At 61.1% G+C, this 20,497-nt stretch carries 18 protein-coding genes; 6 read left to right on the top strand and 12 right to left on the bottom strand.

The annotated features are described in order from the left end of the window. The first annotated feature begins 87 nt into the window (after positions 1–87). Positions 88–1,221 (top strand): TIGR03364 family FAD-dependent oxidoreductase, encoded by a 1,134-nt coding sequence (locus ACVWYU_RS02330; RefSeq protein WP_457371812.1) that lies wholly within the window; start codon positions 88–90, stop codon positions 1,219–1,221. After that, positions 1,221–1,778 carry a phosphonate degradation HD-domain oxygenase gene (locus tag ACVWYU_RS02335; RefSeq protein ID WP_248914488.1) on the top strand — a complete coding sequence of 186 codons (558 nt, stop codon included), beginning with the start codon at positions 1,221–1,223 and terminating at the stop codon, positions 1,776–1,778. Before ACVWYU_RS02330 ends, ACVWYU_RS02335 begins: the two co-directional genes overlap by 1 nt. A 132-nt stretch (positions 1,779–1,910) precedes the next feature. On the opposite strand, the gene ACVWYU_RS02340 is transcribed toward ACVWYU_RS02335, so the two are convergent. Then, complete coding sequence (locus ACVWYU_RS02340) at positions 1,911–3,275, bottom strand: GTPase/DUF3482 domain-containing protein (protein WP_090326180.1); 1,365 nt, start codon at positions 3,273–3,275, stop codon at positions 1,911–1,913. Next, entirely contained in the window at positions 3,268–4,638 is a 1,371-nt protein-coding gene (locus ACVWYU_RS02345) for a DUF2868 domain-containing protein (protein ID WP_457371813.1), read from the bottom strand. Before ACVWYU_RS02345 ends, ACVWYU_RS02340 begins: the two co-directional genes overlap by 8 nt. Before the next feature lie 100 nt (positions 4,639–4,738). Here ACVWYU_RS02345 and ACVWYU_RS02350 point away from each other — a divergent pair, with 100 nt between their 5' ends. Beyond that, positions 4,739–5,251 (top strand): dihydrofolate reductase, encoded by a 513-nt coding sequence (locus tag ACVWYU_RS02350; RefSeq protein ID WP_247254430.1) that lies wholly within the window; start codon positions 4,739–4,741, stop codon positions 5,249–5,251. A 115-nt stretch (positions 5,252–5,366) separates the two neighbouring features. On the opposite strand, the gene ACVWYU_RS02355 is transcribed toward ACVWYU_RS02350, so the two are convergent. Continuing rightward, positions 5,367–6,758 carry an L-cystine transporter gene (locus tag ACVWYU_RS02355; protein ID WP_457371814.1) on the bottom strand — a complete coding sequence of 464 codons (1,392 nt, stop codon included), beginning with the start codon at positions 6,756–6,758 and terminating at the stop codon, positions 5,367–5,369. A gap of 240 nt (positions 6,759–6,998) precedes the next feature. Between ACVWYU_RS02355 and ACVWYU_RS02360 the strand changes: the two genes are divergently transcribed. Beyond that, complete coding sequence (locus ACVWYU_RS02360; protein ID WP_457371815.1) at positions 6,999–8,054, top strand: haloacid dehalogenase-like hydrolase; 1,056 nt, start codon at positions 6,999–7,001, stop codon at positions 8,052–8,054. Positions 8,055–8,236: 182 nt separating this feature from the next. On the opposite strand, the gene ilvD is transcribed toward ACVWYU_RS02360, so the two are convergent. From ilvD to ACVWYU_RS02380, 4 genes are all read right to left on the bottom strand, one after another. Next, a complete protein-coding gene (gene ilvD, locus ACVWYU_RS02365) occupies positions 8,237–10,078 on the bottom strand; it encodes a dihydroxy-acid dehydratase (RefSeq protein ID WP_090326166.1) in 1,842 nt (613 codons plus the stop codon). Between the two features lie 259 nt (positions 10,079–10,337). After that, complete coding sequence (locus ACVWYU_RS02370; RefSeq protein WP_457371816.1) at positions 10,338–11,540, bottom strand: MFS transporter; 1,203 nt, start codon at positions 11,538–11,540, stop codon at positions 10,338–10,340. Positions 11,541–11,673: 133 nt separating this feature from the next. Then, the gene (locus tag ACVWYU_RS02375) at positions 11,674–12,132 is read right to left on the bottom strand and encodes an REP-associated tyrosine transposase (protein WP_457371817.1); all 459 of its coding nucleotides are present in this window, start codon (positions 12,130–12,132) and stop codon (positions 11,674–11,676) included. Between the two features lie 215 nt (positions 12,133–12,347). Beyond that, positions 12,348–13,544: a class I SAM-dependent rRNA methyltransferase gene (locus ACVWYU_RS02380; RefSeq protein ID WP_090326160.1), complete on the bottom strand. Its 1,197-nt coding sequence runs from the start codon at positions 13,542–13,544 to the stop codon at positions 12,348–12,350. 248 nt (positions 13,545–13,792) lie between these two features. On the opposite strand from ACVWYU_RS02380, the gene ACVWYU_RS02385 reads away from it, so the two are divergent. Together ACVWYU_RS02385 and mutM are read left to right on the top strand one after the other, a co-directional pair. Beyond that, a complete protein-coding gene (locus ACVWYU_RS02385; RefSeq protein ID WP_457371913.1) occupies positions 13,793–14,608 on the top strand; it encodes an HDOD domain-containing protein in 816 nt (271 codons plus the stop codon). Positions 14,609–14,652: 44 nt separating this feature from the next. Continuing rightward, complete coding sequence (gene mutM / locus ACVWYU_RS02390; protein WP_047534590.1) at positions 14,653–15,465, top strand: bifunctional DNA-formamidopyrimidine glycosylase/DNA-(apurinic or apyrimidinic site) lyase; 813 nt, start codon at positions 14,653–14,655, stop codon at positions 15,463–15,465. Positions 15,466–15,660: 195 nt separating this feature from the next. Here the strand turns inward: mutM and ACVWYU_RS02395 are convergent, their stop codons facing one another. The 5 genes from ACVWYU_RS02395 to ACVWYU_RS02415 form a co-directional block, all read right to left on the bottom strand. Continuing rightward, positions 15,661–15,912, bottom strand: a complete 252-nt coding sequence (locus tag ACVWYU_RS02395) for a YfhL family 4Fe-4S dicluster ferredoxin (protein ID WP_090326155.1) — start codon at positions 15,910–15,912, stop codon at positions 15,661–15,663. 203 nt (positions 15,913–16,115) lie between these two features. Then, on the bottom strand, positions 16,116–16,595 hold the full coding sequence (gene coaD, locus ACVWYU_RS02400; RefSeq protein WP_007939322.1) for a pantetheine-phosphate adenylyltransferase: 480 nt from the start codon (positions 16,593–16,595) through the stop codon (positions 16,116–16,118). Between the two features lie 115 nt (positions 16,596–16,710). Then, the gene (locus ACVWYU_RS02405) at positions 16,711–18,306 is read right to left on the bottom strand and encodes a GMC family oxidoreductase N-terminal domain-containing protein (protein WP_457371818.1); all 1,596 of its coding nucleotides are present in this window, start codon (positions 18,304–18,306) and stop codon (positions 16,711–16,713) included. A 132-nt stretch (positions 18,307–18,438) separates the two neighbouring features. Further along, entirely contained in the window at positions 18,439–18,984 is a 546-nt protein-coding gene (locus tag ACVWYU_RS02410; RefSeq protein ID WP_090326151.1) for a twin-arginine translocation pathway signal protein, read from the bottom strand. Positions 18,985–19,012: 28 nt separating this feature from the next. Further along, on the bottom strand, positions 19,013–20,443 hold the full coding sequence (locus ACVWYU_RS02415) for a coniferyl aldehyde dehydrogenase (RefSeq protein WP_457371819.1): 1,431 nt from the start codon (positions 20,441–20,443) through the stop codon (positions 19,013–19,015). Positions 20,444–20,497: the final 54 nt, after the last annotated feature.

Consider the following 20,497-nt stretch of genomic DNA (forward strand, 5'->3'; position numbering starts at 1 on the left):
GAGCAGGCTCGCTCCCACATTGGAATGCGCTCTCCTGTGGGAGCGAGCCTGCTCGCGAAAGCGGTCTCGAATTTAAGGCATCTCTTAATGACACAACACAACGACATGCTGATCGTCGGCGCTGGCATCCTGGGTTTGTCCCACGCTTATGCGGCAGCCAAGCGCGGTCTCAAGGTCACGGTTTTCGAACGCAGCGAAACGCCCGTCGGTGCTTCGGTGCGCAACTTCGGCCAGGCGTTGGTCACCGGCCAGCCGCCGGGTCCGATGCTGGAGCTGGCCCGCGCCAGTCGCGGCATCTGGGGCGACTGGGCGCAACTCGCCGGCGTGCAACTCAAGCGCAATGGCTCGTACCTGTTCGCCCGCACCGAGGCCGAAGAACAGTTGCTTGAAGCCTTCTGCGAGGGGCGCGCCGTTGAACACGGCTACCGCGTCGACTTGCTGCGCGGCGCTGCATTGCGCGATTTGTACGACGGCCAATTTCGCCATCATCGCGCCGCTTTGCACGGCATGGACGACCAGCAGCTGTATTCGCGCGAAGCGATTCCGGCGCTGATCGATTTCCTGCGCCGCGACCTGGGCGTCGAGTTCCACTTTTCCACGCTGGTGCGCGATATCGAACCGGGCCGCTTGCACAGCACGGCCGGCAGTTTCAGCGCCGGGCAGATCATTGTCTGTTCCGGCCACGATTATCAGACCTTGCTGGCCGAGCAGATCGCCGAACTCGATCCGCAAATCTGCCGCCTGCAAATGCTCCGCGCCCGACCGCAGATCAACCTGAACCTGCAACACGCCTTGCTCACCGGTTTGAGTTGCGTGCATTACGGCGCCTTCGCCGACCTGCCGGAAGCGGCGGCGGTGCAGGCTGAAATTCTGCGGGACGCGCCGCATCTGCACGAAAACGGCATTCACCTGCTGATCAGCCCGACGCCTTATGGCGAACTGATCATCGGTGACTCCCACCATTACGGCCGTGATCCATCGCCCTTCAATGCCGAGCAGGTCGACGACTGGATGATCGAGCTGGCTGAGCAGACGCTGGGCTGCAAGGTGCAAGTGGTTGAACGCTGGCAGGGTGTCTATGGTTCACGGGGGCCGGGGCCGTTTTCGTTCCTGCGTCCGGCTGAAGGTCTGAGTGTGGCGTTGATGCACACCGGCGTCGGCATGAGCGTCGGGCCGGCGATGGCCGAGCGCAACGTGGCCACTGTTTTGGGAGAAGTCTGATGGCGTGTCATGAGCAAGTCATCGCCGAAGTGTTCGGGTTATACGAGCGCTTTGGCGACAGCGATTACATCGGCGAGCCGGTGTCGCAGATCGAGCACATGTCCCAGGCCGCCGAACTGGCCATGGCTGAAGGCTTCGATGACGAAGTGGTGCTGGCGGCGTTCTTTCACGATATCGGGCATATCTGCAGCGAAGGCGCGGAGAACATGGGCGGTTTCGGTGTGGTCAGTCATGAGCGGCTGGGCGCCGATTACCTGCGCCGCGTTGGCTTCAGCGAACGCATGGCGCGCTTGGTGGAGTATCACGTTCAGGCCAAGCGTTATCTGACGCTCCGGGAGCCGGGGTACTACGAACGCTTGAGTGAAGCCAGTCGCCGGACCCTGGAATATCAGGGCGGGGTGATGACGCAGACCGAGGCCGAGGCGTTCGAAAAAGACCCGTTGTGCGCGATCAGTTTGCGCATGCGCCAGTGGGATGAACAGGCCAAAGAGATGCATGTGCCGGTCATTGATCTGGCGGTATTGAAGGACAAGGCATTGCGGCTGTTGGCGGCGTAAACCGCTGGCACCGAGTCGCGGCCATCGCGAGCAGGCTCGCTCCCACAATAGGGCAGCGTCGACCACAGATTCTGTGTCCACTGCGAAACCGTCGTGGGAGCGAGCCTGCTCGCGAAGAGGCCGGTCAGGCCACTAGAGCTGCTGCGCCAAGACTTCGATCTGCTCCTGCCGCTCCGCCTGATTCAACTTCGCATGGGGATTGAGCGACGACCACTGCGGGTACGCCCGCGCCTTGTTCAAGGCTTCCGGCAGTTTGCCTTCGCGCCAGGTCTTGTCCTGGGGCGTGGCCACTTGAATGCTGTCCATCGCTGCGTGTCCTCGCGCGTCGAGCGCTTGCAGCAGTTGGCGTTGGCGTAGCGCCAGTAACCGCAGCACGCTGTCATCGACTGTGAGTTCGCGCTGGCCTTTGATCTTGCCCAACAACCGGCTGCCGTAACTGCGCGCGGTTTGCAGGGCACCACCCGCGATGGCCCCGGCCAGTGCCGCTGCGCCAAGGGTCAGGCCGCCGACCAGCAAGTCGACCCCGGCCCCGGCGGCCGCACCGGCCGCAATTCCACCACCAACCCGCACGCCCAGTTGCTTGAGGGTCTCGGGGTTGAACAGGTCATCGCCCCAGCGGCCATCGAGCAGCGGCAGATCACTGGCCGCCGCATCCTGCGGGCGGAAAGCGTAGAGCTTGAGCAAGGCTTCGACGCAGCGCTGTTCCCGTTGACGCACGGCCTTGCGCAATTCGCCGATGGCCTGTTGTTCCTGCTCGGCATCACTGGCCACGCTGCGCCGGCAGGCGGCGCAGTCGATCAATAACTCGGCGATCAAACGCACCGCACTCTGCTGACGTGCCCGGCGCTGAGCCTGTTGATCGGCAATCAAACGCTCCAGCTGCGGGCGGGCATGTTCGAGCAACAGCGCGAGGCTTTCATAGAGTCGGCGTTCGCCATCCTCGGGCGGTGCGACGCTGTCGAAGCGCACCAGCGCATGCAGGCCGAGGCGCGCCAGGGCTTCGCGCCAGGCCGGTTCGCGGTGGTTGGCGCTGCTGACAAAATTCAGCACCGGCAGCAGCGGTTTGCCACAACCGGCCAGCACTTCCAGTTCGTCGCGGTACTTGGCCAGCACCGGCTCGCGGGCATCGATCACATAGAGGCCGGCGTCGCAGGCCAGCAATTGCCGCAGCACCTTGGCTTCCTGTTCGAAACGCTGTCGTGCTTCGCTGCCCTCGAGGAAGCGAGCCAGCCGGGCAGGGCCATCGAGGCGTTCGCCGGGGCGCTCCAGGCGTTCGAGGTAATCGAGCAGGGCGATGGCGTCTTCCAGGCCGGGGGTGTCGTAGAGATCGAGCAAGGGCTCGCCCTCCACCGACAAGCGCGCGCCTTCGACGTGTCGCGTGGTGCTGGGGCGATGGGACACTTCACCAAAGCCGACGTCACGGGTCAGGGTGCGCAGCAACGAGGTCTTGCCGACATTGGTGTGGCCGACAACGGCGAGCTTCAGCGGTTTAGTCATGACCCGTCTCCAGCCAATTGAGCGGTGCGCAATCGGCAAACGGCAGCTCCAGTTGTTGCAACGCTACGTGCCAGTCGCCAAGGCGCTCGGCGTCCAGCGCCTCACCGGGCGGTGCTTGCAACAACCAGACGCGGGTGGCGCTGGCGCTGCGGGCCAGTTCGGCGATCAGCGCAAGACTACCGCGATCCGGCGAGCGCCGTGGATCGCAGGCGATGGCCAGGCGCGCTGGCGGGAAACGGCTGAGTTGTTCGAGGAGTTTGTGCCGCGACTCGCGACTGTCGAGGACGCCGGCATTACTCACATTCTTCGGCAGTGGCGGCGGCCACGGACGCTGGTCGTCCAGTTCGATGGCCACCAACAGCGCGCCATCGCTTTGCTGGTCGCTGACACCGCCTTCGACCCGATGCAGTTGCTCGGGCGCGGCGTCGCTGATGCCCAAACGTTCGCTGGTCGGCATCAAGCGTTCGCGCAATTGCGCATAGCCGGGCAGATTCAAGTCCAGGTGCAAGGACGCCTGGCCGGTTTTCCAGCGCCACAGACAAAAAGCGGCGAGCAGCAGGCGCGGGACAACGCCGCAGACCAGTAGCACGCCCACCAGCCAGGTGGCCCAGGCCTGGCGGGCGCTTTCGATGTTCAGTGCGGCATCGCCACTGGCGCGGATCATTTCCACGGTCGGCACGTTGAACCCGAGCAAGGACGGCAACGCACCGAGGGCCTGGGTCACGGTGATGAAGGTATCGGCGCTGAGAATGGTGGTCTCCCAGACAAAGCCATAGCGCCGGGTCGCCAGCAGCGTCAGCAGAATCACCAGCGCGCTGAGCATCGCCAGCAACCACAAACTGTTGACCAGGACGCCGATGGCCCAGCGATTGAGTTTGTGTCGTTGCAACATCAGGATCAGGGCCGGTGCCAGTTGCGCGGCTTTGGCGTCGCGGGCGAGCTTTTCGCTGAGCCACAGCCACAAACGCCCGAGGCTGGCGCCATGTTCGCCGGCAAACACCAGACCCAATGCCCAGCTCAACAGCAGGATCAGGTTCAGTCCGAGCAAACTGCCCAAGGCCCAGAACACATTGACCGGCATCTGGCCGTCCCCCAGGGCGGCAAACGCCAGGCCGGCACCACTGACCACGGCCAGCACGGCCAATACCAGCAGCGCCAGCCGCGCCCCTTGCAGCCAGTGTTTGAGGGCGTCGCTCAGGCCATCGCGCTCGGCCAGCCACAAAGCGCGGCGTTGAATGCGTGTCGGTAAATCACCGCCAGCATTGCGGGCGAGGCGATTGGCTTCCAGATCCTCCAGAGGGCCGGCGTGCTCTTCGCGCAGGCGGATGGTTTCTGTCAACCAGAGGGTATTGAGTTCAGTCACGCGGCATCCCGTCGCTTGGATTGAGTCGTGAGCATAACCGCTGTGGCACTTGTCGGGGGGCTACGTTGCGAGAAGCCGAGCCTCTGGTATCCTCGCCGGCATGACTAAATCACTCCCCCTCAGCCTGATCGCAGCCCTCGGTGAAAACCGTGTGATCGGCATCGACAACAGCATGCCCTGGCACTTGCCAGGGGACTTCAAATACTTCAAGGCCACCACTCTGGGCAAGCCGATCATCATGGGGCGCAAGACCTGGGATTCCCTCGGTCGTCCGTTGCCGGGCCGCTTGAACATCGTGGTCAGCCGTCAGGCCGATCTGGTGCTGGAAGGCGCGGAGGTTTATCCGTCGCTTGAGGCTGCGGTGATTCGCGCAGAAGCATGGGCGAACGAACAAGGTGTCGATGAGCTGATGCTGATTGGCGGCGCGCAGTTGTATGCGCAAGGGTTGGCGCAAGCTGATCGCTTGTACCTGACGCGTGTGGCGTTGAGCCCGGAAGGGGATGCGTGGTTTCCGGAGTTTGATTTGGGCCAGTGGAAGCTGGTGTCGAATGTTCCAAACCCGGCCGAAGGCGACAAACCGGCGTACAGCTTCGAAGTCTGGGAAAAAGCCTAAAAGCTTCGCTGGCAAGCCAGCTCCCACAGGGATCCATGGTGTTCACACAATGGGTATTTCACCCAGGACACTGTGGGAGCTGGCTTGCCAGCGAAGGCGATCTGTCAGGCGCTGCTTATGCGTGCGCCAACTCCGGATGCTCATCCGCATCCAGCAACGCTTTATCCGTCTGTTGCATCACCTGACTGGTAATCGCCCCGGCCGTGATCGAACCACTCACGTTCAACGCCGTGCGCCCCATATCAATCAGCGGCTCGACCGAAATCAGCAACGCCACCAGTGATACCGGCAAACCCATCGCCGGCAGCACGATCAGCGCGGCGAAGGTCGCGCCACCGCCCACTCCGGCTACCCCGGCCGAACTCAGCGTCACAATCGCCACCAGCGTCGCGATCCACAGCGGGTCCAGCGGATTGATGCCCACGGTTGGCGCCACCATTACCGCCAGCATCGCCGGGTACAGACCGGCACAGCCGTTCTGGCCAATGGTCGCGCCGAACGAGGCGGCGAAACTGGCGACAGACTGTGGAATGCCCAGGCGACGGGTCTGCGCTTCGATGCTCAGCGGGATCGTCGCCGCGCTCGAGCGGCTGGTGAAAGCGAACGTCAGCACCGGCCAGATTTTGCGGAAAAAGCGCAGCGGGTTGATCCCGGCTGCCGACACTAGCACGCCGTGGACCACAAACATCAGGCCCAGGCCCAAGTAGGAAACCACCACGAAACTGCCGAGCTTGATGATGTCCTGCAGGTTGGAACCGGCGACCACTTTGGTCATCAGCGCCAACACGCCGTACGGGGTCAGCTTCATGACCAGGCGCACCAGACGCATCACCCAGGCTTGCAGGGTGTCGATGGCGTTGATCACTTTCTGACCTTTTTCCACGTCATCCTTGAGCAGTTGCAGCGCCGCGACACCCAGGAAGGCGGCAAAGATCACCACGCTGATAATCGACGTCGGCTTGGCCCGCGCCAGATCGGCGAACGGGTTTTGCGGGATGAACGACAGCAACAGTTGCGGCACATTCAGGTCGGCGACCTTGCCGGCGTAATCGGTCTGGATGGTTTGCAGGCGGGCCATTTCCTGGGTGCCGGCGACCAGACCTTCGGCGGTCAGGCCGAACAGGTTGGTCAGGCCGATGCCGATCAGCGCCGCGATGGCGGTGGTAAACAGCAGCGTGCCGATGGTCAGGAAGCTGATTTTGCCCAGCGACGAAGCATTATGCAGACGGGCCACGGCGCTGAGGATCGAGGCGAACACCAGTGGGATCACGATCATTTGCAGCAACTGCACATAACCGTTGCCCACCAGATCGAACCAGCCGATCGAGGCTTTGAGCACCGGGTTACCGGCACCGTAGACCGAGTGCAGGGCCACGCCGAATGCCACGCCCAGCCCCAATGCAAGCAGGACTTTTTTCGCCAGGCTCCAGTTGGAGCGGCGGGTTTGTGCCAGGCCCAGGAGCAGGGCGAGGAACACCAGCAGATTCAGAATCAGCGGCAGATTCATTGGAACTCCCATTAGACATGTGCCAACTGCCTTCCGGGGCAGTTGCGAACCGGCAAGGCTAACAGCTTGATATCTAATGAATTAATATCAAAAACGTCTGTTAACTGTCGTTTTTGGAATAAGCGCATGTCGCTCTCGGCGATGCAATTGGCGCGATAGGTAAGTTGGCGGTCGCTGACAGACGAGGACTGTCACACTTATTTGTTAGCGTCGATGCCTTTAATTCAGGGAGAAACGCCAATGAAGTTCGCACCGAAATTTCTGGCAGCAGCACTTTGCGTGGGCCTCGCGGGCCAAGTGTTTGCAACGGATCTTAAGCACTGGCCCGCCGATCAGGCCAAGGCGCTGGACGCGATGATTGCCGCCAACGCCAACAAGGGTAACTTCGCAGTGTTCGACATGGACAACACCAGTTACCGCTACGACCTCGAAGAGTCCTTGCTGCCGTTCATGGAAAACAAGGGCCTGATCACCCGCGAGACCCTTGATCCCTCCCTGAAACTGATGCCGTTCAAGGACACCGCCGACCACAAGGAAAGCCTGTTCAGCTACTACTATCGCCTCTGCGAAGTCGATGACATGGTGTGCTACCCATGGGTCGCCCAAGTGTTCTCCGGCTTTACCCTGCAAGAACTCAAGGGCTATGTCGACGAGATGATGGCTTCGGGCAAACCGGTCCCGGCCACTTATTACGATGGCGACGTGGTCAAGAGCCTCGACGTCAACCCGCCGAAAATCTTCACGGGTCAGAAAGAGCTCTACAACAAGTTGATGGAGAACGGCATCGAGGTCTACGTGATGACCGCCGCCTCCGAAGAACTGGTGCGCATGGTCGCTGCCGATCCGAAGTACGGCTACAACGTCAAACCGGAGAACGTGATCGGCGTGACCACGCTGCTCAAGGATCGCAAGACCGGCGAACTGACCACCGCCCGCAAGCAGATCACCGCCGGCAAGTATGACGAGAAAGCCAACCTCGGCCTCGAACTGACCCCGTACCTGTGGACACCTGCGACCTGGATGGCCGGCAAACACGCGGCGATCCTGACCTACATCGATGAGTGGAAAAAACCGGTGCTGGTCGGCGGCGACACCCCAACCAGTGATGGTTACATGCTGTTCCACGGGGTCGACGTGGCCAAGGGCGGTATTCACTTGTGGGTCAACCGCAAGGATAAGTACATGACCCAGATCCAGGGCATGATGGCCAAAAACGCCGCAGCCCAGGCCAAGGAAGGGCTGGCGGTAACGGCGGACAAGAACTGGGTGATCGTCAAACCGGAAGAAATCCAGTAAGGATTTGATTTCACAGTAGGAGCGAGCCTGCTCGCGATGGTCGCAAGGGCAACGCGTTAAATCAGAAAGTACGCGTTATCGTTGACGACCATCGCGAGCAGGCTCGCTCCTACAGTTGACCGGATGTTGCCCAAAAAATACCCCGCACTTGGCGGGGTATTTTTTTGTTCGACGGTTAAGCCTTACAGCCCGTCGAGCATGGCCTTGTTACGTACCGCACCCTTGTCGGCGCTGGTCGCCAGCAGGGCATAGGCTTTCAGGGCCGTGGTCACTTTGCGTGGACGCTTCTCGACGGGTTTCCAGCCTTTCTTGTCCTGCTCGACCCGGCGCGCGGCCAGTTCTTCGTCGCTGATCAACAGGTTGATCGAGCGGTTCGGAATGTCGATCAGCACTTTGTCGCCGTCCTGCACCAGGCCGATGGCGCCACCGGCTGCCGCTTCAGGCGACGCGTGACCGATGGACAGGCCCGAGGTACCGCCGGAGAAACGGCCGTCGGTGAGCAGGGCGCAGGCTTTGCCCAGGCCTTTGGATTTCAGGTAGGACGTCGGGTACAGCATTTCCTGCATGCCCGGACCACCTTTTGGGCCTTCGTAGCGAATGATGACGATGTCGCCTTCCTTCACTTCGTCGGCGAGGATGCCGCGTACGGCACTGTCCTGGCTTTCGAAGATCTTCGCATTGCCTTCGAAGACGTGGATCGACTCGTCGACGCCCGCGGTTTTCACCACGCAGCCATCGAGCGCGATGTTGCCGTACAGCACGGCCAGGCCGCCCTCTTTCGAGTAGGCGTGCTCGACACTGCGGATGCAGCCGTTTTCACGGTCGTCGTCCAGGGTTTCCCAACGGGTCGACTGGCTGAACGCGGTCTGGGTCGGGATGCCTGCCGGGCCGGCCTTGAAGAAGTGGTGCACGGCTTCGTCAGTGGTCTGGGTGATGTCCCACTTGGCGATGGCTTCTTCCATGCTGCGGCTGTGCACGGTTGGCAGGTCGGTGTGCAGCAGGCCGCCACGGGCCAGCGAGCCGAGGATGCTGAAGATCCCGCCGGCACGGTGCACATCTTCCATGTGGTACTTCTGGATGTTCGGCGCGACCTTGCACAGTTGCGGTACATGACGGGACAGACGGTCGATGTCGCGCAGGTCGAAATCGATCTCGGCTTCCTGGGCAGCGGCCAGCAAGTGCAGGATGGTGTTGGTGGAACCGCCCATGGCGATGTCCAGGGTCATGGCGTTTTCGAACGCCTTGAAGTTGGCGATGTTGCGCGGCAATACCGACTCGTCGTTCTCGCCGTAGTAACGCTTGCACAGCTCGACGATGGTGCGGCCGGCCTGCAGGAACAGCTGTTCGCGGTCGCTGTGGGTGGCCAGGGTCGAACCGTTGCCTGGCAAGGCCAGACCCAGTGCTTCGACCAGGCAGTTCATCGAGTTGGCGGTGAACATGCCGGAGCACGAACCGCAGGTCGGGCAGGCACTGCGCTCGTACTCGGCGACTTTCTCGTCAGAAGCGCTGGAGTCGGCGGCGATCACCATGGCGTCCACCAGGTCGAGGCCGTGGGAGGCGAGTTTGGTCTTGCCGGCTTCCATCGGGCCGCCGGAAACGAAGATCACCGGGATGTTCAGGCGCAGGGACGCCATCAGCATGCCTGGGGTGATCTTGTCGCAGTTGGAGATGCAGACGATCGCGTCGGCGCAGTGGGCGTTGACCATGTACTCGACGGAGTCGGCGATGATTTCGCGGCTCGGCAGCGAATACAGCATGCCGTCGTGGCCCATGGCGATACCGTCATCGACGGCGATGGTGTTGAATTCTTTCGCCACACCGCCAGCGCGTTCGATTTCGCGGGCGACCAGTTGGCCCAGGTCCTTGAGGTGCACGTGGCCCGGTACGAACTGTGTGAACGAGTTGGCGATGGCGATGATCGGCTTTTTGAAGTCGTCATCTTTCATCCCTGTTGCGCGCCACAGTGCGCGGGCGCCGGCCATGTTGCGGCCGTGGGTGGATGTTTTCGAACGATAATCAGGCATGAAGCACTCCGGGCGGCTAAATCAGGTATCAAAAGGGAAGTGAGCTTCTATTGACGTCTGGAACACTCAGAAATGGCCGTGTGTCCGGAAGTTGCCGATAACTTTGCGGGATCGCCGCGCGCTTCAGCTTGAGCTCATAAACCCGCCGGGGGATGACTGGCGATGAATGTCGCGATTCTACACGGCTGGCGGCTGGAGGGAATGCCGGGAAGCGTCGAACCCGTATCAGCGGAGCACACGGGATGACGACCGGCAGCTGTCACGCCCCGTCCAGAGCCCCCTGATTCTTGTGGTCGATCAACGCATTCAGGCCCAGACCTGCAAGACTCAATATCAGGAAGCCAATGGCCAGTGTCGTGGTCAGGTCCCCGGACACCAGATTGATCACCATGCTGACGACGCCGCCACCCATGAAAATCAGCACAGCGCCGACCGATGTCGAGGTTCCGGCATATGCCGGATGGATGCTCATGGCCCTGGAGTTGACGACGGGCCGGGTAATGGTGGTCCCGACCGTGCAGATCAGCATGGATACCAGTACCGCAGCGGCAGACAGGCCGAAGTGGCGAATCAGCCACAGCATCAACACACCCGAAACCGCGATCAGCCCCAGGCCAACAACGATCTGAGTATGGGCTTGCAGGCGTTCATGCAAGACGTTGGCGACTGCGCCGCCGCCCACGTACGCAACGCCATAGAGCAATAACGTCCAGGCGAACTCGTAGGGTGAGAGGGCCAGGTGTTCCATGAAAATAATGGGTGAAGTCACGATGAACGAAAAATGGCAGGCGAAAGCCAGGGCCGAAATCAGCCAGTAAGCCATGAAGCGTGCATTCGAACAGACGTGCCAGTAGGCACTGAAAAATCCCCCGCGCGATGCGGTGCGGATAGCTGAGGACTCCTTGAGCAGCCAGCAGGCGCTTGACCAGACTGAAGCGGCCAGTGCGACAAACACATAAAAGCTGCCTTGCCAGCCAAGCTGCAATTGCAGCCACGTCCCCAACAGCGGCGAAATTGAAATGAATACGCCACTGGCGGTCACCATCCAGATCCTCAGTCGCTGCCTTTCATGGCCTTCGAACAAATCCTGCACCAGCGCCTGTGACAGCGAAAAGGACCCGCAACCGATCGCCTGGACCACACGAAAACCCAGGAACCAATGGTATTCGCTGGAAACTGCGCATCCCAACGCGCCAATGGCCGCGATGGCTATACCTCCCAACAACAGCTTCTTGCGGCCCCACATGTCCGAGAGGGGGCCAACCAGCATCACGGAGAACGCCAGGCTGACGGCGAACAGGCTGACAGACAACGCAGTGTCGGCAGGCGAAATCCGGAAGCAGGCCGACAGGTCTGGAAAGGAGGGAAGAACCACGTCCAGCGGGAATACGCCCAGCAGGGTCATGGTCATCAGCAGCAGGACGATTAACGGCTTTTCTTTGGCGTTATTGGTGTGCCGCATTCTTCAACACGCTCGTTCCGTGAGAGGTGGACGAGAATTGATTTGATAAAGAAGCAAGTCAATGCGGCAGGGTGTGGGCCCTTTCTGAATCTGCTGTAGGAGCAGGCTCGCTCCTACAGAGGTGGGGTGTGTATTAGAGCCAGACGGCATCCCAGAGTGGATAGTTGCCGATATGGTCGACAAGCCCTGCGCGAAGCGGGTTGGCGATGATGTATCGAGCCATGGCTTTCAGATCTTCCTCACGCCGCAGGGCTCGGTCGAAGTAGCCTTTTTGCCATACGGGAGTATATGGATCTCGTTTCTGATTGATCAGGCGCGTGCAGCGAGATTTGGTGGCTTGTACCAGTTTTGGCAAATCACCGTTGTGCAGTTCAATCAGCCAGTGGAAGTGATCCGGCATGACTACCCAGGCTATGGAGGTGGCATGGCCGACTTCCTGAGCCCTTCTGAACTCATGCACCAAAAAACGGCCCGTACGCCAATCCTGGAAGAAAGGCTGTCGTTCATGGGTGACGGCGGTCAGGTGATAGATACGACCGGATTGCGAGTGTCGACCGGTGCGTGATCGATGGGCTTTTGGCGTGTTGGACATTCCGTTGTCCTCTTCAATGGTGGGAAGAGAAAACGGTAGGCGTGGGGCAGGAGGTTGTCGTTTCGACAGTGGATCAGGATGTGTCGTGAACCTGTAGGAGCGAGCCTGCTCGCGATGAACGTCAACGATAACGCGGTGTGTCTGGTGCCCGCGGTGTCTTTGCGTTTTTCGTCGGAACGCCGCCCGGAGCAGGCTCGCTCCTACAGGAGGTGTTGTCAGCTGTTTGGCAGCAGCCGGCAGGTGATGCTCTTGATGTAGCGGGTTTCGGCAATGGCTGGGTGCACCGGGTGATCCGGACCCTGGCCGCCGCGCTCGAGCATCTGGATGTTGCGATCCAGGTGACGGGCGCTGGTCAGCAGGATGTTCTGCAGGTCGTCTTCCGGCAGGTGCATCGAGCACGAAGCGCTGACCAGGATGCCGTCCTTGGTGAGCAGGCGCATGGCTTGCTCGTTCAGGCGGCGGTAGGCGCCTTCGCCGTTCTTCATGTCTTTCTTGCGTTTGATGAACGCCGGTGGGTCGGCCACGATCACGTCGAAACGTTCTTCGCTGGCTTTCAGCTCTTTCAGGGCTTCGAAGACGTCGCCTTCGATGCAGGTCATCTTCTCGGCGAAGCCGTTCAGCGCGGCGTTGCGCTCGACGCCGTCGAGGGCGAAGGCCGACGCGTCGACGCAGAACACTTCACTGGCGCCGAAGGCAGCGGCCTGCACGCCCCAGCCGCCGATGTAGCTGTAGAGGTCCAGTACGCGTTTGCCTTTGGCATAAGGTGCCAGGCGTGCACGGTTCATGCGGTGGTCATAGAACCAGCCGGTTTTCTGGCCCTGGATGACGGGCGCTTCGAATTTCACGCCGTTCTCTTCCAGCGCAACCCACTCCGGCACCAGGCCGAAGACGGTTTCGACATAGCGATTGAGGCCTTCGGCATCACGGGCCGCGGAGTCGTTCTTGAACAGAATGCCGCTTGGCTTGAGCACTTGGGTCAGGGCCGCGATCACGTCGTCTTTATGGGCTTCCATGGTCGCCGAGGCGATCTGCACGACCAGGATGTCGCCGAAACGATCGACCACCAGACCTGGCAGCAGGTCGGAATCGCCGTAGACCAGGCGATAGAAAGGCTTGTCGAACAGACGATCGCGCAGCGACAGGGCGACGTTCAGGCGATGCACCAGCAGCGACTTGTCTAGCGGCAGCTTGATGTCGCGCGACAGCAGGCGGGCGCAGATCAGGTTGTTCGGGCTCATGGCAACGATGCCCAGGGGCTTGCCGCCTGCGGCTTCGAGGATCGCCTGGTCGCCGGCCTTGAAACCGTGCAAAGGGGTCGCCGCTACATCGATTTCGTTGCTATAGACCCACAAGTGACCGTTGCGCAGACGACGGTCGGCATTGGCTTTGAGGCGCAGGCTAGGCAGGGACATGACGTCGCTCCAGAAAAAAGAGCGGGAGTATAGCGTGTTGCGGCGCTTGCAGGTTCAGCGGCTAGACATGTGGCAAACGGCTTGAGAAATCCATAGTCACCCTTACCCCCGGCATAACGCATTGCCTGGCGATTTGGTATGTCGGATCCAACTTTAAGAAGCTAGAATCTGCGCCTGACCCAGAGTGTGTACTTATGTCCCAAGAGCTGACTCCCGAACAGATCCAACAGTCCCTGCAAGGCATTAGCGTGCCCGCTCAACCGCAGATCATGGTGGATTTGCAGATGGAGCAGTACATGCCGGACCCGGATCTGGAGGTGATCGCGAAGCTGATTTCCCAGGACCCAGGCCTTTCCGGCTCCCTGCTGAAAATCGTCAACTCGCCTTATTACGGCCTGACGAACAAGATCGCCTCGATCCAGCGCGCGGTGAATCTGCTGGGCAGCCGTTCGATCATCAACCTGATCAACGCCCAGTCGATCAAGGGTGAGATGAACGATGAAACCATCGTCACCTTGAACCGTTTCTGGGACACCGCCCAGGACGTGGCGATGACTTGTCTGACGCTGGCCAAGCGCATCGGTGCCCAGGCCAGCGATGAAGCCTATGCCCTGGGCTTGTTCCACGACTGTGGTGTGCCGCTGATGCTCCAGCGTTTCCCCGACTACATGAGCGTCCTGGAACAGGCCTACGCCAATGCCGGGCCCGAGTGCCGGGTGGTGGATACCGAGAACAACGCGTTCAACACCAATCACGCGGTGGTCGGTTACTACACGGCCAAGTCCTGGCGCCTGCCGGACCACGTGACGGCGGCGATTGCCAACCATCACAATGCCCTGGCGATCTTCAGCGATGAATCGTCGCGCAACAGCTCGCTGAAAAACCTGCTGGCGATTCTGAAAATGGCCGAGCACATTTGTGCGTCCTACCGTGTACTGGGGAACCAGACCGAGGACCACGAATGGAACAGCATTGGGCATTTGGTGCTCGATTATGTCGGTCTGTCGGACTACGACTTCGAAACCCTCAAGCAGACCATTCGCGATCTCGGCACTCACCGCTGAGTGCCGGACCTTCTTCTTTTTCGAGCGCCCGATTCGAGAGCACCATGCCTGAACTGCCAGAAGTCGAAACCACCCGTCGCGGCATTGCCCCGCACCTGGAAGGCCAGCGCGTCAGCCGGGTGATCGTGCGCGATCGCCGCCTGCGCTGGCCGATCCCCGAAGACCTCGATGTGCGGTTGTCCGGGCAGCGTATCGTGCTGGTTGAGCGGCGCGCCAAGTACCTGTTGATCAACGCCGAAGTCGGTACGTTGATCAGCCATTTGGGCATGTCGGGCAATTTGCGTCTGGTGGAAGTCGGCACGCCGGCGGCCAAGCATGAACACGTGGATATCGAGCTCGAATCAGGCCTGGCCCTGCGCTACACCGACCCGCGACGGTTTGGTGCGATGCTGTGGAGCCTTGATCCGCTCAACCACGAATTATTGATTCGTCTGGGGCCGGAGCCGTTGACCGACCTGTTCGACGGCGAGCGGTTGTTCCAGCAATCCCGCGGGCGTTCGATGGCGGTCAAGCCGTTCATCATGGACAACGCGGTGGTGGTCGGCGTCGGCAACATCTATGCGACCGAAGCGCTGTTCGCCGCCGGGATTGACCCGCGTCGCGAGGCCAAGAGCATTTCCCGGGCGCGCTATCTGAAGCTGGCCATCGAAATCAAACGCATCCTGGCCGCCGCCATCGAGCGCGGAGGCACCACGCTGCGGGACTTCATCGGGGGTGATGGTCAGCCGGGCTACTTCCAGCAGGAGCTGTTCGTTTATGGCCGTGGCGCTGAACCGTGCAAGGTCTGTGGTACAGAGCTGCGGGAAGTGAAGCTCGGGCAGCGGGCCAGCGTCTTCTGCCCACGCTGTCAGCGCTGAAACGCCTGCGGTCTATAGGCAGGTTTCTGACTGTCCAGCCGGAGTCGGGGAGAGGGTCGAGCGGCGGGAGTTATTCAGTCGGATATTGGGTGCATCTGATGACGTCATCGCGGGCAAGCCCGCTCCCACAGGGTTTAAGCGATCCTTGTGGGAGCGGGCTTGCCCGCGATGGCGTTTGAACAGATATCGAAAGACTCAAGCCTTGCCGGTGATTTTCCGGTACTTCTCCATCAACTGCTCGTGAGTTTCCGGATGGGCTTCGTCCAGGGGAATGCAATCGACCGGGCAGACCTGCTGGCACTGCGGTTCGTCGTAGTGGCCGACGCATTGGGTGCACAGGTTCGGGTCGATCACGTAGATCTCTTCGCCTTGGGAAATGGCGGCGTTCGGGCACTCAGGTTCGCAGACGTCGCAGTTGATGCAATCGTCGGTGATGATCAGGGACATGCTAACTCCAGCCGGGGCGGCAGGCCCGGGCGCAATAAATCAATGCGCGTAATTGTGCCGCATTGGCGCCTGCGTTGCACGCAGGTGCGACGTACTGTAGAGCCAGCCTGCGGGCGTTGAACCCGAGAACGCCGCGGGGTGTCAGGGTTCCCGCGTTCGTTCACGTCCATCGCCCGCAGGCTCGTCCCTGCAGTGTGCGGGGTTTATTTCTTGAAGCGTTCGGTCAGGGCGTCCGCCACCACAGGGTGCACGAACTTGGTGATATCGCCGCCAAGGGCTGCAATTTCACGGACCAGCGTCGAGGAAATGAACGAATAACGCTCGGACGGGGTGAGGAACAGACTCTCCACATCCGGAGCCAACTGACGGTTCATGTTGGCCAGCTGGAATTCGTATTCGAAGTCCGACACCGCGCGCAGACCACGCAGGAACACATTGGCATTCTGCTCTTTGGCAAAGTGCGCCAGCAGTGTCGAGAAGCCGACGACTTCAACGTTCGGCAGATGTTTGGTGACCTCGCGGGCCAGCTCCACACGCTGTTCCAGGGGAAACAACGGGTTTTTCTTCGGGCTGGCGGCGACGGCAATGATCACGTGATCGAACAGGCGCGAGGCGCGTTCGACCAGATCGCCATGGCCCTTGGTAATAGGGTCGAAGGTACCTGGGTACAACACTCGGTTCATCGCGTCGTCCTGGCGGGAGTGCGTTGGGGAGTCGGATGGTATCGCAGCCTAACCGGTCGGCCAAGTCGCCTGTTGGGTAAGAAAGCACTATAGACGATGGGAATATTCGTCGTTTTCATGAGTTTTTCAAACGCTCGGCCAGGGAAGTCGCCAGTTGCGCCGTCAGCCCGTAGACCGATAACTGCGGGTTTGCGCCAATGCTGGTGGGGAACAGCGAGCCGTCGTGAATCGACAGATTGGCCAGTTGATGATGTCGACCGAGGCTGTCGGTCACGGCGGTTTTCGGGTCTTCGCCCATGGCGCAACCGCCCATCACATGGGCGCTGCCCAGCCGCGTGCGGTACAGCTCCAGGCTCAAACCATCGATCAGCGTGCGCGCTTCGCCCAGGGTTTTCACATAGCGGGCGTCGGCGTGCATGGGCATCACGGCCTTGGCGCCACCGGCAAACTGAATCTCGGCCATGCTGTGGAACGCACGGCGCAAGCCTTCCCACACATAAGGCGAAACCTGGTAATCGAGCACCGGCGTGCCATCACCGCGCAATTCGACGGCGCCGCCGGTGCTGTCCGGGTGAAAACCGTCCCGCAGCAACGCGAGCATGGCGTGAGTATGGGGAAGGTTGGCCAGGTGCTGGGCATTTTCCTGGCCGAAACCACCAAGCAGCGTCGTGGCCAGCGCCGGGTGCAGCGGCGGCACCTCCAGTTTGTACGCCATCCTGCCCGTAGTGCCGTCCAGCCATTGGAAATGGTCGGAGTAAATCGACTGCGGTGCCCCGTAGAACGGATTGATCACCTCGTCAAACAGCCCGGCAGACATGTTCACCACATGCAGGAAAGTCCGCTTGCCCAGCCGGTTGTGCGGATCGGGCGCCTCGGAACGCAGCAACAGTGCCGGGCTGTTGATCCCGCCGCCGGCCAGCACATAATGCCGCGCCTTGACTGTGATTCGACGTCCAGTGGGTTCGACGCAGCGCTCGTCCATCGCCACGCATTGCAGGCCGGTAACCTTGTCGCCAGTCAGAATGAGCTTTTCAGCGCGGGCCAGGTAAAGCAACTCGCCACCCTTTTCCAGGGTCGCCGGAATGGTCGTGACCATCATCGATTGCTTGGCGTTGGTCGGGCAGCCCATGCCGCAGTAGCCGAGGTTCCAGCAGCCGCGCACGTTGCGCGGGATCACATGCCAGCTGTAACCGAGTTTCTCGCAGCCTTTGCGGATCACGTCGTTGTTGGCATTGGGTGGAACCCTCCACGGCGCCACCCCCAGGCGCTGCTCCATTTTCTCGAACCAGGGCGCCATTTCAGCCGGTGAGTGGCCTTTTACGTTGTGCTCCCTGGCCCAGTGTTCCAGGGTCGGTTCCGGGGTGCGGAAGCTTGAGGTCCAGTTGATCAACGTGGTGCCGCCCACCGCCCGGCCCTGGAGAATGGTGATCGCGCCATCCTTGCTCATGCGGCCGATACCTTCCTGATAAAGGCTGGCATAGGCCTGGTCTTCAAGCAGTTTGAAGTCACTGCTGGTCTTGAGCGGCCCCTCCTCGATCAGCAGCACTTTGTAGCCGGCTGCGCTGAGGATTTCGGCCGTGGTTCCACCGCCGGCGCCACTGCCGATGATCGCCACATCCGCTTCGAGGGTCAGGTCCTGGGTCAGTTGTGAGCCGTTGTAGGTTTTCCAGCCACGGGCCATGCCTTCGCGGAACGGATCGGGTACGGGCATCTTGGGGTTCTCTTGTTGTTATGGTTTGGATCAGCGGTGTTCATGACGCCGACTTCGCGAGCAGGCTTGCTCCCACAAGGGGAGGCGATTCTCTGTGGGAACGAACCTGCCCGCGATAGGGTTGACTCGACTTCAAACCGTGGGCGGCCCGGGATACCCGCAGTGCGCCCACGATTCCTTGCGCCCGTACCAGGCCATCATCACCAGTTGCAGTAACGAGCTGTGACCCATGCGTAACAGGCTCAAGGAGCTGTTTTCCCAGCGATCGAGAAAGTGCCGGATCTCATCGCCGCTGGCGTTTTCCCAGCTACCCCAGATACCGGTCAGCGGCCCGCGGGTCACGGCCATGCCCAGCACGTCGAACAACTGCCGGGTCAACTTGAGCATTTCCGGTGACAGGTGATCGAGGCTGTAGTCCAGGCCTTTGAGGGTGCCTTCGACGGCGTCGGGCATCCGTTCGACGGGCACGGCACCGTCGAGCATCACCGGCACCAGTGCCCGCAGGCACAGCAGGTCGCCACTGCGCAGTGCAGCGAAGCCGCTGGCTGCAATGCTCGACGAGCAACCGCTGAGGCTGGCCCCCAACCCGGCGGTGGCAAGAAAGGCGCTGGCGCCGAGGCTGAATTTGAGCAGGCCGCGCCGTGACAGCGCGGGTGTATCGGACAGGCTTGGGCTCATTATTGTTATTACCCGAGGGTGATGATCGTTAGCGGATGAACAACTTCTGGATCAGTTTCTGAATGGATTTCCCGTACGGCGGATAGATCAGTTTCGCCGCGTTGAACCGCTGTTTCATCAGCACACCCTTGGCCTTGCTGAAGGTCAGGAATCCTTCGTGGCCGTGGTAATGGCCCATGCCAGAGGCGCCAATGCCGCCGAACGGCATGTCGTCCTGGGCAACGTGCAGCAGGGTGTCGTTCAGGCACACGCCGCCGGAATGGGTTTCATGAAGTACGCGGTTTTGCTCGCGTTTGTCGTAGCCGAAGTAGTACAGCGCCAGTGGGCGAGGGCGCTGGTTGATGTAGGAAAACGCCTGATCCAGCCCCTTGTACGGCACGATCGGTAGCAGTGGGCCGAAGATTTCATCCTGCATTACCGTCATGTCGTCGCTGACGTTGAGCAGCAAGCTGTGGCCCATACGGCGTCCCTGGGCCTGTTCGAACAGCGGTATCAGCAGCGCGCCTTTGCTGGTGGCATCGCTGATATAGCCATTGAGTCGCGCCAGTTGGCGGTCATTGATGATCGCGGTGTAGTCCGGGTTGTCGGCCAGGGTCGGATAAAACCCGCGAACCGCCTGGCGATAGGCCTCGACGAAAGATCCGACGCGTTCTTCGGGCACCAGCACGTAGTCCGGCGCCACGCAGGTTTGCCCGGCGTTGAGGGTCTTGCCGAAAGCGATGCGTTCGGCGGCGTCCTTGAGGGGGACGTCGCGGGATACGATGGCCGGGGATTTGCCGCCCAGTTCGAGGGTCACCGGCGTCAGGTTCTCCGCAGCGGCCCGCATCACGTGTTTGCCGATGCTGGTGGCGCCGGTGAACAACAAATGATCGAAATGCAGTCGTGAGAACGCGACGCCGATGTCGGCCTCGCCCAGCACCACGCAGACCAGGTCTGCGGGAAAGATGCGCCCCAGCAGTTCCTTGAGCAGCAAACCGGTAGCGGGGGTCGACTCGCTGAGCTTGAGCATCACTCGATTGCCGGCTGACAGCGCACCGACCAAAGGCCCGATGGCCAGGTACAGCGGGTAGTTCCACGGCACGATCACCCCGACCACGCCCAGCGGCTGGTAGACCACTTTCGCCGAGGCTGGCTGGAAGGCCACGCCGACCTTGCGTCGCGACGCTCGCATCCAGCCCTTGAGGTGGCGGCTGGCGTAATGAATGCCATGCAGGCTGGGCATCAATTCGGCGAGCAGGGTTTCATCGGCGCTGCGATGGCTGAAGTCCTGGCTGATGGCGTCGATCAAGGATTGGCGTTCGCTGCTCAACAGGTCGCGCAAGGCCTTGAGCCATTGCTGGCGCTGGGCCGCGGGTGGCATCGGGTTGGAGGCATAGGCGGCGCGCTGTGCGTCGAAGAGGTTTTGGAGTTCTTCCAGAGGCTGCTGCAAGTCTTGCAGGTAGGAAATTTCAGCGGTCATGGTCGGCTCCGAATTTATTGTAATGAGGCTCGTTTTAGAGTCTATGCTCTAGAA

It is taken from the genome of Pseudomonas sp. TE12234, assembly GCF_054061835.1.

Excerpts from the sequence above, each read along its gene's own strand:
- ACVWYU_RS02330 (WP_457371812.1), top strand. The coding sequence starts at position 88 with ATGACACAACACAACGACATGCTGATCGTCGGCGCTGGCATCCTGGGT.
- ACVWYU_RS02335 (WP_248914488.1), top strand. The coding sequence starts at position 1,221 with ATGGCGTGTCATGAGCAAGTCATCGCCGAAGTGTTCGGGTTATACGAG.
- ACVWYU_RS02340 (WP_090326180.1), bottom strand. The coding sequence starts at position 3,275 with ATGACTAAACCGCTGAAGCTCGCCGTTGTCGGCCACACCAATGTCGGC.
- ACVWYU_RS02350 (WP_247254430.1), top strand. The coding sequence starts at position 4,739 with ATGACTAAATCACTCCCCCTCAGCCTGATCGCAGCCCTCGGTGAAAAC.
- ACVWYU_RS02355 (WP_457371814.1), bottom strand. The coding sequence starts at position 6,758 with ATGAATCTGCCGCTGATTCTGAATCTGCTGGTGTTCCTCGCCCTGCTC.
- ACVWYU_RS02360 (WP_457371815.1), top strand. The coding sequence starts at position 6,999 with ATGAAGTTCGCACCGAAATTTCTGGCAGCAGCACTTTGCGTGGGCCTC.
- ilvD (WP_090326166.1), bottom strand. The coding sequence starts at position 10,078 with ATGCCTGATTATCGTTCGAAAACATCCACCCACGGCCGCAACATGGCC.
- ACVWYU_RS02370 (WP_457371816.1), bottom strand. The coding sequence starts at position 11,540 with ATGCGGCACACCAATAACGCCAAAGAAAAGCCGTTAATCGTCCTGCTG.
- ACVWYU_RS02375 (WP_457371817.1), bottom strand. The coding sequence starts at position 12,132 with ATGTCCAACACGCCAAAAGCCCATCGATCACGCACCGGTCGACACTCG.
- ACVWYU_RS02380 (WP_090326160.1), bottom strand. The coding sequence starts at position 13,544 with ATGTCCCTGCCTAGCCTGCGCCTCAAAGCCAATGCCGACCGTCGTCTG.
- mutM (WP_047534590.1), top strand. The coding sequence starts at position 14,653 with ATGCCTGAACTGCCAGAAGTCGAAACCACCCGTCGCGGCATTGCCCCG.
- ACVWYU_RS02395 (WP_090326155.1), bottom strand. The coding sequence starts at position 15,912 with ATGTCCCTGATCATCACCGACGATTGCATCAACTGCGACGTCTGCGAA.
- coaD (WP_007939322.1), bottom strand. The coding sequence starts at position 16,595 with ATGAACCGAGTGTTGTACCCAGGTACCTTCGACCCTATTACCAAGGGC.
- ACVWYU_RS02405 (WP_457371818.1), bottom strand. The coding sequence starts at position 18,306 with ATGCCCGTACCCGATCCGTTCCGCGAAGGCATGGCCCGTGGCTGGAAA.
- ACVWYU_RS02410 (WP_090326151.1), bottom strand. The coding sequence starts at position 18,984 with ATGAGCCCAAGCCTGTCCGATACACCCGCGCTGTCACGGCGCGGCCTG.
- ACVWYU_RS02415 (WP_457371819.1), bottom strand. The coding sequence starts at position 20,443 with ATGACCGCTGAAATTTCCTACCTGCAAGACTTGCAGCAGCCTCTGGAA.